The following is a 711-nucleotide window of genomic DNA, read 5'->3' as shown; positions in this document are numbered from 1 at the left end:
GCTCTCGCGCTTGAGGGAGCGAGTAATACGCCTCATCATCACCATGCATGTTCTTGTTGAGACGCTTATAAACATCTGCCAATGTCGCCACATGGTCTGTTTCAGGTTGGTCTCGTAGCCAACTAGAAAACTCACCTATCGTGTTAAGAAAATCAGGAGCGGCAATACCTTGAGACTCGTTGGTTTTAATCGCAATGCTGATGTTGGTCATACCGCTGATTCGCTCTTCCATAAAATCAGCAGCCTGACGAAACTCGTTACGTTGACCAAAGTACTCTACCGATTCGTCATTCACCTTGTTAAGTGGGATAAGACTCGCGCACACGACAATGACAGCAACCGAAAGTGGCAACAAGGCTCTTCGTTGCGAAACCACAAAGTCACCTAAGCGATCCATGACATGTTTTTGGTCTTGTGACGTTTCCATTTTTACGTGGATAGGCAGCAACTTGAGCAACGCCGGCAACAAGGTAACGGAAAGAAGACAGGCGACCATAACACCTAAAGCAGACAAGTTACCGAAGTCTCGCAGGACAGGAGAATCGGACATGTTCATCATCAAGAAGCCAATCGCGGTTGTTACGGATGTAATCAGAATAGGCACGAAATTTAAAGCGATACTGCGCTCGATTGACTGCGCTTTCGTGAACCCGTTTTTCTTTGATTGACGCTTGGTCGCAATCACATGTACACATTCTGCAACCGCAAGCG

At 47.0% G+C, this 711-nt stretch carries 1 protein-coding gene; it reads right to left on the bottom strand.

The annotated features are described in order from the left end of the window. Positions 1 to 711: MMPL family transporter (locus R8N47_RS25200; RefSeq protein WP_318186106.1), on the bottom strand; the 711-nt coding region annotated here is incomplete at both ends.

It is taken from the genome of Vibrio sp. 2132-1, from assembly GCF_033344315.1.
Note: the sequence above shows the minus strand (reverse complement) of the source record. Positions and strands in the feature narration are given on the sequence as shown.